At 30.3% G+C, this 9,380-nt stretch carries 11 protein-coding genes and 3 pseudogenes; 7 read left to right on the top strand and 7 right to left on the bottom strand.

What is annotated here, in order from left to right:
* Nucleotides 1–217 precede the first annotated feature (217 nt).
* The 4 genes from trxA to KPL38_RS16645 are packed head-to-tail and all read right to left on the bottom strand — an operon-like array spanning nt 218 to nt 3,715.
* Nucleotides 218–535 (bottom strand): thioredoxin, encoded by a 318-nt coding sequence (trxA, locus tag KPL38_RS16630; protein WP_216290265.1) that lies wholly within the window; start codon nt 533–535, stop codon nt 218–220.
* Between the two features lie 22 nt (nt 536–557).
* Entirely contained in the window at nt 558–3,035 is a 2,478-nt protein-coding gene (locus KPL38_RS16635; protein ID WP_216290266.1) for a CoA-disulfide reductase, read from the bottom strand.
* A gap of 37 nt (nt 3,036–3,072) precedes the next feature.
* Complete coding sequence (locus KPL38_RS16640) at nt 3,073–3,357, bottom strand: ArsR/SmtB family transcription factor (RefSeq protein WP_216290273.1); 285 nt, start codon at nt 3,355–3,357, stop codon at nt 3,073–3,075.
* A 34-nt stretch (nt 3,358–3,391) separates the two neighbouring features.
* On the bottom strand, nt 3,392–3,715 hold the full coding sequence (locus tag KPL38_RS16645; protein ID WP_216290267.1) for a rhodanese-like domain-containing protein: 324 nt from the start codon (nt 3,713–3,715) through the stop codon (nt 3,392–3,394).
* Between the two features lie 299 nt (nt 3,716–4,014).
* Here KPL38_RS16645 and KPL38_RS16650 point away from each other — a divergent pair, with 299 nt between their 5' ends.
* The 3 genes and pseudogenes from KPL38_RS16650 to KPL38_RS16660 all read left to right on the top strand — a co-directional run bounded on the left by KPL38_RS16650 (nt 4,015) and on the right by KPL38_RS16660 (nt 5,701).
* A complete protein-coding gene (locus tag KPL38_RS16650; protein ID WP_216290268.1) occupies nt 4,015–4,374 on the top strand; it encodes an ArsR/SmtB family transcription factor in 360 nt (119 codons plus the stop codon).
* A gap of 44 nt (nt 4,375–4,418) precedes the next feature.
* On the top strand, nt 4,419–5,435 hold the full coding sequence (locus tag KPL38_RS16655; protein WP_216290269.1) for a permease: 1,017 nt from the start codon (nt 4,419–4,421) through the stop codon (nt 5,433–5,435).
* Between the two features lie 39 nt (nt 5,436–5,474).
* Nucleotides 5,475–5,701 (top strand): annotated as a pseudogene (locus KPL38_RS16660) (thioredoxin family protein).
* An 87-nt stretch (nt 5,702–5,788) separates the two neighbouring features.
* Here KPL38_RS16660 and KPL38_RS20405 read toward each other — a convergent pair.
* Nucleotides 5,789–5,955, bottom strand: a pseudogene (locus KPL38_RS20405) (prolipoprotein diacylglyceryl transferase family protein); the annotation flags it as partial.
* Between the two features lie 255 nt (nt 5,956–6,210).
* Between KPL38_RS20405 and KPL38_RS16670 the strand changes: the two are divergent.
* The 4 genes from KPL38_RS16670 (at nt 6,211) to KPL38_RS16680 (ending at nt 7,916) form a co-directional block, all read left to right on the top strand.
* Entirely contained in the window at nt 6,211–6,603 is a 393-nt protein-coding gene (locus KPL38_RS16670) for a rhodanese-like domain-containing protein (RefSeq protein ID WP_216290270.1), read from the top strand.
* 101 nt (nt 6,604–6,704) lie between these two features.
* Nucleotides 6,705–7,328 carry an HAD family hydrolase gene (locus KPL38_RS16675; protein WP_216290271.1) on the top strand — a complete coding sequence of 208 codons (624 nt, stop codon included), beginning with the start codon at nt 6,705–6,707 and terminating at the stop codon, nt 7,326–7,328.
* A gap of 150 nt (nt 7,329–7,478) precedes the next feature.
* The gene (locus KPL38_RS20115) at nt 7,479–7,613 is read left to right on the top strand and encodes a hypothetical protein (RefSeq protein WP_281419365.1); all 135 of its coding nucleotides are present in this window, start codon (nt 7,479–7,481) and stop codon (nt 7,611–7,613) included.
* A gap of 51 nt (nt 7,614–7,664) precedes the next feature.
* A complete protein-coding gene (locus KPL38_RS16680) occupies nt 7,665–7,916 on the top strand; it encodes an MOSC domain-containing protein (RefSeq protein WP_216290272.1) in 252 nt (83 codons plus the stop codon).
* A 171-nt stretch (nt 7,917–8,087) separates the two neighbouring features.
* On the opposite strand, the gene KPL38_RS20260 is transcribed toward KPL38_RS16680, so the two are convergent.
* Both KPL38_RS20260 and KPL38_RS19795 read right to left on the bottom strand, forming a co-directional pair.
* Nucleotides 8,088–8,990, bottom strand: coding sequence for a reverse transcriptase domain-containing protein (locus KPL38_RS20260; protein ID WP_312884257.1), 903 nt, complete (start codon nt 8,988–8,990; stop codon nt 8,088–8,090).
* 17 nt (nt 8,991–9,007) lie between these two features.
* Nucleotides 9,008–9,380, bottom strand: a pseudogene (locus KPL38_RS19795) (group II intron reverse transcriptase/maturase); the annotation flags it as partial.

Here is a 9,380-nt window from a genome sequence, read left to right on the forward strand (position 1 = left end):
TTTGTTAGAAGAATAGCAAAAATAAACGTTTTTTTATTGAAAAACTTTTTCAACTCTTTTTACGGTGGAAGTTAACTCTGCAAAGTGGAAGTTACTTTTTCAATTCACCAATATTATTGAAATACTATAAAAATATGCTTTGATTAGTATAATTTCAAAAAAGTATGGATTATTTAAATAATCCATACTTTTTTGTATACTATAAAATTACTAACACCTATACATACTTCTTAAGCTTATTTTCTAAAATGTTTTTAGGTGAAAATCCTACAATCTTATCTTCTACTACTTTATTCTTAAATACCATAATCGTAGGGATGCTTGAAATATTATACTTTGATGATAGCTCAGGATTTTTATCTACATTAACTTTTACGAACTTAATTTTACCACCATATTCCTTATCAAGTTGTTCCATAACAGGAGCTAACATTTTACAAGGTCCACACCAAGATGCCCAAAAATCTACAACTACCGCTATATCTGAACTAGATACTTCATTATGAAAACTTTTATCACTTATTTCTTTTATCATTTTACTATCTCTCCTTCTCTTATTATATAAATAGATTTACATTTGAATCTTCAGTTTGACCTAGGTAATAACCAACTCCACCAATTTTCACTCCATCAATAAGTTCTTCCTTTGTAATTCCCATAACATCCATAGACATTGAGCAAGCAACTACTTCCACTCCACTATCAATTGCAGATTTTATTAAGTCTTCAAGAGAACTTATATTTTTATTTTTCATTACTGATCGAATCATTTTAGCTCCGATACCCATCATGTTCATTTGAGAAAGTTTAAGCTTCTTGCTTCCTCTTGGCATCATAAATCCAAACATTGAATCAATTATTCCCTTTTTAACAGATACTTTCTCAGGTTTTCTTATAATATTAAGACCCCAGAAGGTAAATAATATGGTAACTTTACTTCCCATTGCAACTGCTCCATTTGCAATAATAAAGGCTGCAATGGCTTTATCTAAATCACCACTAAAAACTACCATGGTTTTATTGTTTTTTTCGTGTACTTCTGATGGAAATGATCTATTTACCGAGGTCGACTTGTTATCTTTTTTTTTTATAAATGCGTAAACCATACCTTTCTCTTTTCTTAAATCCATTAATTCATTATTGGTTTTAGTACACCAAGATCTAATATCCTCATAAAACCCAGGGTCTGATGCTGATACTTTTAATATTTGACCATCATTTAGCTCATCAATACTTGCTTTAACTTGAATTAATGGACCCGGGCAACATAATCCACATGCATCAAGAAGTTTATCATAATTATCATTTTCTATAGTTACTTCATCTTTTATAACCTGAGTATCAGGGTCTATTTTCTGTCTTTTTATCTTATCACTTTCGCCTACTTTATTGAGCTTAAATTTTGAACTTAAAACTGATTTATATCCTCCAGTTAAGTTTTTAACCTTAAATTCCTTTTGAGATAAAATTCTTGCAGCTACATATCCTCTTAATCCTACCTGACAATACTCAATAATTTCCTTGTTTTTGTCAAGTTCGCCAATTCTTTCACGAAGATTATCTACTGGAATATTTATAGCACCCTCAACGTGTCCATTGTTATATTCTATCTCAGTACGCACATCTAATACTGTTGTATTTACTCTGTCATAAGCCATAAATTCATCTGTTGTGAGCACATCCATTCTTCCTGCTAGTACATTCTGAGCAACAAATCCTGCCATGTTTACTGGATCCTTAGCTGATGAAAAAGGTGGTGCATAAGAAAGTTCAAGTTCTGTTAAATCATCAACTGTTCCACCAAGTCTAATAACTGTAGCAAGTACATCTATTCTCTTATCCACACCATCATAACCAACGCCTTGAGCTCCAAGTACTCTGCCTTCATCATTAAAAATAAGTTTTAATGTCATAAGAAGCGCAGCTGGATAATAAGAAGCATGTGAAACTGGATGAACTAGTATAACTTTATAAGGAATATTAAGTCTAGTTAAAGTTCTTTCATTATTTCCAGTACTTGCTGCTGTAAGTCCAAAGACCTTTAAAATTGCTGTGCCTTGAGTCCCTTTATACGTAGTTTTTATTCCTGCTATATTGTCAGCCACAATTCTTCCTTGCTTATTTGCAGGTCCAGCGAGTGGAATTGCAGTATTAGTCTTGTTCACAAAGTCTATAACTTCTATAGCATCACCTACTGCAAATACACCCTCTGCACTAGTTTCCATTTTATCATTTACTAAAATATGACCTTTGGCGCCTAATTTGATACCAGCTTCTTTTGCAAATTTAGTATCAGGATATACTCCTATTGCGAGTATTATCATATCAGCACTTAATTTTGCACCACTATTTAAAGTTATTTCAACACCATTTTCAGTATCTTTAAAAGCTTTCACTCCATCATTTAAAATCATTTCAACACCATTATCTGAAATTTCTTTTTCAACGTTTAAAACAATATCAGTATCAAAAGGAGCCAATATATGAGGTGCTGCTTCTACTAAAGTAACCTTAAGTCCTCTTTCTTTTAAGTTTTCAGCCATTTCTACGCCAACATATCCTCCACCAACAACTACAGCACTGTTAATCCCCAATGCATCTACATATTTTTTTATATTATCAGTATCTGGTATATTTCTTAATGTAAATATTCTTTTACTATTTATACCCTCTATATTAGGTTTAATTGCTTTTGCACCTGGTGATAATACTAAATAATCATAACTTTCCTCGTAAGTTCCACGAACCTTACTATTAACTGTTACAACCTTTTTAGTGGTGTCAATTGCTACTACTTCACTGTTGTTTCTAACATCTATATTAAATCTAGCATTCATACTCTCAGGTGTTTGTACTAAAAGCTTATCTCTATCTTTTATTACTTCTCCGATATAATATGGAAGACCACAATTTGCAAAAGAAATATATTCATCTCTTTCAAACATAATTATCTCTGCATTTTCATCTAGTCGTCTTAGTCTGGCAGCTGTTGAAGCTCCACCAGCTACACCACCTACAATTAATATTTTTTTCATCTTTAATATTCCTCCTCTTATTCTTATAATTAACTTATTAAGTCAATATTAAAATCGCATTTATTAACTTTTTTATTCTTTCATCTCTAATTTTATAATTAACTTTAAGGCCATGCCTTGTGCCCTCTATTATCCCAGCATATTTTAACTTCTGAAGATGTTGTGATACAGTGGATTGAGGTATATTTAAACAAGTCTGCATATGAGAAACATTACATTGACCTTGATCTAATAAATTTATTACTATACATAACCTAATAGGGTGTGCCAAGACTTTTAAAATTTCCGCGATTTCGCTATATTTCATGTAATCCATATCCATAGCCTTTCCTCTTTTCTTAATTTCCATCTGAATATTATCTTGCTAGGCTGTATCTCCAAGAAAAAATTCCACGACTTAGATGGTAAATATTTTTAAAATCGTTATTAACCAAAGTATCGACTGCTCTTGGGCTTCTTCCACCGGATGCACAATAAACTAGTACTGGTTTATCTCTATATTTATTCAGCTGCGCAAGCTTCATAGAAAGAATATTAACTGGGGCAAGTTTTGCTCCTGGAATGTGACCATTATCATATTCATCTTTAGTTCTTACATCTAATATAATAAAATCTTTATTATCACTTATAAGCTTATAAGCCTCTTCCGCTGTAACATTTTTGACTTTTGAATTAAACATAATTTTGCCTCCCTTAAAAATACATTTTATATTTATATTATATATTATATTGTTATATTCTAATATTGTGATATTGTGATATAACAATATAATAACATATATAAAATATAATGCAATAGAAATTTAAAATTAATTAAACATTTATTTTAATACTATAGTTAACTTCTAGCCTATTCATTTTATTTTAAAAAGTAATGGGATAAAAGTTGACATATCGTTCATTTAGGAATATTATGCTTATATACCCACATGAGTATATAAGCATTATGTTTTAAATTTAATTAAAGGGTGTGTAAACAATGGAAAAGTTAATAAATTTATTTAAAGTTTTATCTGATGAAACACGTATGAGGATTTTAGTCTTACTATATCATAAAAAACTTTGTGTATGCCAAATTCAAGGGATATTGGAAGAACCTCAACCTAAAATTTCAAAGCATTTAGGTAAACTTCGAGATATGGGCTTTGTAAAGGATGAAAGACAAGAACAGTTTATATACTATTACATTGACAAAGATAATGAGCTTCTTAAAGATATACTTGAAAAAATAATCTTTAATTCAGAACATTACGCTACGATTCAAAAGGATTTGAAAAATCTCCAAAAGGGTGATGAATACGCTGAAATGTTCAAAAAAAAATGTAAAACTAATATCTAATTTCACTGAAAAAGCTAAAAATATTATAAAAGGAGGTAACTATAATGCATCTTATTTCACAAATATTTACTTGGATCAATAATGAAATTTTAAGAATGACTTGGCTTTCAGATCTTATTCGATGGCTTGTAGAAAAAATATTTGGATTATCAATTAAAGAAAGATTAGGTGGAAGTATACATTTTTTCATTTATGACACTATAAAAATATTTATACTGTTATCGGTACTTATTTTTCTTATATCCTATATTCAAAGTTACTTCCCACCAGAAAGAACAAAAAAGATTCTTGGGAACATTAAGGGAATCAAAGGAAATATATTGGGAGCATTACTTGGTACTATTACACCATTTTGCAGTTGTTCTAGTATACCAATATTTATAGGGTTTAATGCAGCAGGGCTGCCCCTTGGAATAACTTTTTCCTTTCTTATATCTTCACCACTCGTAGATTTAGCATCATTATTAATTTTAATGTCGTTCTTTGGTGCTAAAATTGCGATAGCCTATGTTGTAGTAGGTTTAATTTTAGCAGTTGTTGGTGGAAGCATTATTGATAAATTAGGGCTAGAAAAGTATGTAGAAGGCTATGTAAAAGAAATAAAAAATGTGGATGCAGAAATAATTGACATGTCCAAGCAAGAAAGAATATCTTATTCAAGGCAGCAAGTCAAAGATGTATTTCACAAGGTTTGGCTATATGTTTTAATTGGGGTTGGTATTGGTGCTGCGATTCACAATTGGATACCTCAATCAATAATAGAAACTGTAGTTGGAAATAACAATCCTTTTGCAGTATTGCTGGCTACGGCAGTAGGTATACCAATGTATGCTGACATATTCGGCACATTACCAATAGCAGAAGCATTATTTCAAAAAGGTGTAGGTATTGGTACAGTATTATCGTTTATGATGGCAGTAACAGCACTTTCACTTCCATCAATAATTATGCTTAGTAAGGTTGTTAAGCCTAAATTATTAGTTATATTTGTAACTATAGTTGCAATAGGCATAGTTATAATAGGATATTTATTCAATGCATTTTCATTTATATTTGTATAAACAATATATAAATAATAAAAAATTATAGGAGGAAATATTATGATAATTAAAATTTTGGGATCAGGATGTGCTAATTGTAAAAAACTAGAGGAAAACACAAAAAAGCAGTTGGGAAGTTGGGCATTGAAGCAACTATAGAAAAAGTAACTGATTTTAAAAAAATCATTGCTTATGGAGTTATGAAAACGCCTGCTCTAGTAGTAGATGAAAAAGTAAAAATTATGGGAAGAGTGCCCTCAGCTGAGGAAATCAAGAAATATTTATAATTAATTTATATTGGTAAATATGGGAGGAAGCTAGCCTGTCCTTCCCCTCTATATATTTTAATTCTAAAGACTACATTAAAATATTTTTCATACAACTTTTACTAATACAAAACTAACAAGAAGTATAATAAATTCAACAACCGCACTTAATAAAACTCCAGCTAAACTTGCTAATTGAACAATTCTAAAGGACCCAATCATTAAACTATCTGTCCTTAGTCCTTCTGTAAAAATCTTCCTACAGAATATAACCCCTATACTGAAATATTTTAACCATCATAAGATTTTGTTTCTAATATATTACTCATTTTTCCCCTGGTAGTATTAATTATAAATATACATTGTATTTATTAAATATAAATGTTACGATATACCCACTGGGGGTATATATTATAGACTAAATATAACTAAAGCCATGATAAATAATGAAAAGTTATATGCTGCACCAATTGCGGAAAAATATACGTTAACAAGTAAATATAAAAATATAAAATCAAAGGAGAAAAAACATGAATAATTTATTAACTGTAGTATTAATTGTTGTAATCGGATATATGCTTTTACCTAAAATAATAATTAAACTTAATAAAAACGTAAAAAATGTTTCTGGAAAGGAAGCAGCCTCTCTAATCAGAGATAATAAAAATCTGGTTATACTCGATGCAAGAAGTAAGAGCGAATACAAATCAGGGCATATAAATGGATCTCACCTAATGCCTGCTAATGAAATTGCCTCAAGAATTACAGAGTTAGAAAAATTTCGTGGTAAGCCCTTCTTAGTGCACTGTGCTTCTGGTGGTAGAAGTCCTAAAGCTGTTAACGTATTATTAAAAAATAAATTTGGTCCAATATATCATATGAATCATGGATTGTCAGACTTTAATGTAAGTCTGACAAAATAGGAAGTAAAAATAATATACCATTTTATAAACAGCTCAAAACATTTTTAAAGGATTGTATATCTGTAATATCGAATATTTATAGTAGAATATGGAGGTAAGTAATGTATAATTATATTATATTTGATATTGATGGTACACTTATAGATACGGAATTTGCAGTTCTTTCATCGCTTCAGAAATTAGCGCTTGAAGAACTTAATAAAAATTTTAGTTTTGAAGAATTAAGATTTGCTTTAGGTATTCCAGGTGAAGTAGTATTAGATAAACTTGGAATAACTAATAGTTTAGAGACTTTAAAAAAATGGAATATATATTTAAAAGAATATTTTTATCAGGTGAAAATTTTTGATGATATTAAGGAAACTATAGTTAAATTAAATGAAATGGGAATTTCAACAGGTATAGTTACTTCAAAAACTAAAGAAGAGTTCCTAAATGATTTTGTACCTTTTGGATTAAGCAATTACTTTAAAATAGTAGTTTGTGCAGATGATACAGAAAAACATAAGCCTAACCCAGAGCCACTTTTAAAATTTATTGAACTGTCGGGGGTAGATAAATCAAAGACTATATATATTGGTGACACTAAATATGATATGAACTGTGCATCTGGTGCTGGTTTAGATTTTGCATTAGCGTTATGGGGTGCTAAATCATCGAATGGAATTAATGCAAATTACATTTTTGAAAACCCTAAACAAATATTAGAACTTATAAAAATTTGATTCACATTCTCCCTATATGTCGTCTAAGGTAACCCTATTTTATATGCAAATTAATTAAGTTAATATATTTTCTTCTTACAATAGTGGCATTCTAAGAATGAATAAGATATTAAGACAATTTTAAATTATATAGAGAAAGGAATGATTTAAATGAGCAAGGGAATTATATATTCCATATCACTTAGTCTAGAAAGAGGAACTCTAAAAAAAGAAATACCTGAAGCTAATCTCATAGAAAACTATGGTATAGAAAATGATGGACACGCAGGTAATTGGGGACGCTAAGTATCTTGTCTTAATTGGTCAAGTGTTAAAAATGCTAATATAGAACATAACTTGAATGTTGGGCCAGGTGATTTTGCAGAGAATATTCTAATTGATGCGCTAGATTTATCTAGTTTGATAGTTGGAAGCAAAATTAAATTAGCAACAAATGCTATTTTAGAGATAACTCAAATTGGTAAAGAGGATCATCCTAGTATAGTTAGCAGAACATTTGGAATAAGTCTTTTGCCAAGCGGAGGTTTGTTTTGTAAAGTAATTAAAGGTGGTAAAATAAGAAAGGGAGATTCTGTAGAAATAATATAATTCTAAATATCAGATCTTAATTTAACAGACCTATTAAAAATATTATTGAATTCATTTTAAAATGTTCCCAAACCAATAATGAATAATCGAGTAGGAGCTAAATAATTAGTTTATTTAGCGACCTCTCACACCACCGTGCGTACCGTTCGGTACACGGCGGTTCAATAGAAATTAATGTTTTAATAAATATGTCTCAGATATAGATACTAATCCTATATTTTTAAGGTATTTATTAGTCAATGTTTTGTTTAATATAGGGCTATTGGATGTTCTCCAATAGCTTTTCCTTGTATTTGCATATTGCCAAGCTTTATTATCGTTCAGCCCTAGCTTAACAAGGTTGCCATATTTTGTTTTAATCTTTTTCCACTGTTTCCAAAAACACATTCTAATTCTTCGCCTTAACCATTCATCAAGTGTCTTAAGAATACTTTTAATATCTGCAATAGCAAAATAATTTACCCATCCAACTATCACCTGCTTAAGTTTCATAAACCTATATTCCATGCTCATCGCATTACTTCTTGAAGTTAACTCTTTTAGCTTTGCTCTGAATTTATCTATAGGTTTTTGAGGAACCCTCATTCTATATTCACCTTTTGCTCGGTAAAACGAAAATCCTAAAAATTTAAGTTTCCAACGTCTATCTACTGTACTCTTTTCTTTGTTCACTTTAAGCTTTAACTTTTCCTCAATAAATCTTGTGATACTACTCATTACTCTATTTGCTGATTTCTCACTTTTAACGTATATATTCGCATCATCAGCATATCTACAAAAGTTTAGTCCTCGCTTTGTTAGTTCTATATCAAGTTCATTTAGCATTACGTTACTTAATAATGGGGACAAGAGTCCACCTTGAGGTGCTCCTTCTTCAGTATTCATAAATACCCCATTTATCATAACTCCACTTTGTAGATACTTTCGTATCAGGGAAATTACTCTACCGTCTTTAATATCTTCCGATAGGATTCTTATCAACTTATCATGATTTATCGTATCAAAGTATTTGGAAAGGTCAATATCTACTACCCATTTATACCCGGTATTGATATAACCCCTACATTTCTCAATAGCTTGTTTTGCGCTCCTTAAAGGCCTAAAACATAACTATTATCTGAAAATTTCTTTTCATATATTGGTATTAGAACTTGCGAGATTGCTTGTTGAACAACTCTATCTACTACAGTAGGTATTCCGAGTAGTCTTATTCCCCCATCAGGTTTGGGTATTTCTACCCTTCTTACTGCTTGAGGTCTATATCTACTTTCCAGTAATGATTGCCTTAATTCTTGTCCATGCTCTTTCAAGTATTGTAGAAGTTCATCTACTGTCAAACCATCAATACCATGACTTCCTTTATTGGCTTTTACTCTTTTATATGCTTTATTCATATTATCTCTCGATAATATTTGCTCGAGCAAATCATTACCGTATCTATTTACATTGTTTCTTCCTTCTTCT

This window comes from Clostridium psychrophilum, from assembly GCF_018861705.1.
Taxonomy (GTDB): Bacteria; Bacillota; Clostridia; order Clostridiales; family Clostridiaceae; genus Clostridium_AD; species Clostridium_AD psychrophilum.

Excerpts from the sequence above, each read along its gene's own strand:
- KPL38_RS16655 (WP_216290269.1), top strand. The coding sequence starts at position 4,419 with ATGCATCTTATTTCACAAATATTTACTTGGATCAATAATGAAATTTTA.
- KPL38_RS20115 (WP_281419365.1), top strand. The coding sequence starts at position 7,479 with ATGAGCAAGGGAATTATATATTCCATATCACTTAGTCTAGAAAGAGGA.
- KPL38_RS16650 (WP_216290268.1), top strand. The coding sequence starts at position 4,015 with ATGGAAAAGTTAATAAATTTATTTAAAGTTTTATCTGATGAAACACGT.
- KPL38_RS16635 (WP_216290266.1), bottom strand. The coding sequence starts at position 3,035 with ATGAAAAAAATATTAATTGTAGGTGGTGTAGCTGGTGGAGCTTCAACA.
- KPL38_RS16645 (WP_216290267.1), bottom strand. The coding sequence starts at position 3,715 with ATGTTTAATTCAAAAGTCAAAAATGTTACAGCGGAAGAGGCTTATAAG.
- KPL38_RS16640 (WP_216290273.1), bottom strand. The coding sequence starts at position 3,357 with ATGGATATGGATTACATGAAATATAGCGAAATCGCGGAAATTTTAAAA.
- KPL38_RS16675 (WP_216290271.1), top strand. The coding sequence starts at position 6,705 with ATGTATAATTATATTATATTTGATATTGATGGTACACTTATAGATACG.
- trxA (WP_216290265.1), bottom strand. The coding sequence starts at position 535 with ATGATAAAAGAAATAAGTGATAAAAGTTTTCATAATGAAGTATCTAGT.
- KPL38_RS16670 (WP_216290270.1), top strand. The coding sequence starts at position 6,211 with ATGAATAATTTATTAACTGTAGTATTAATTGTTGTAATCGGATATATG.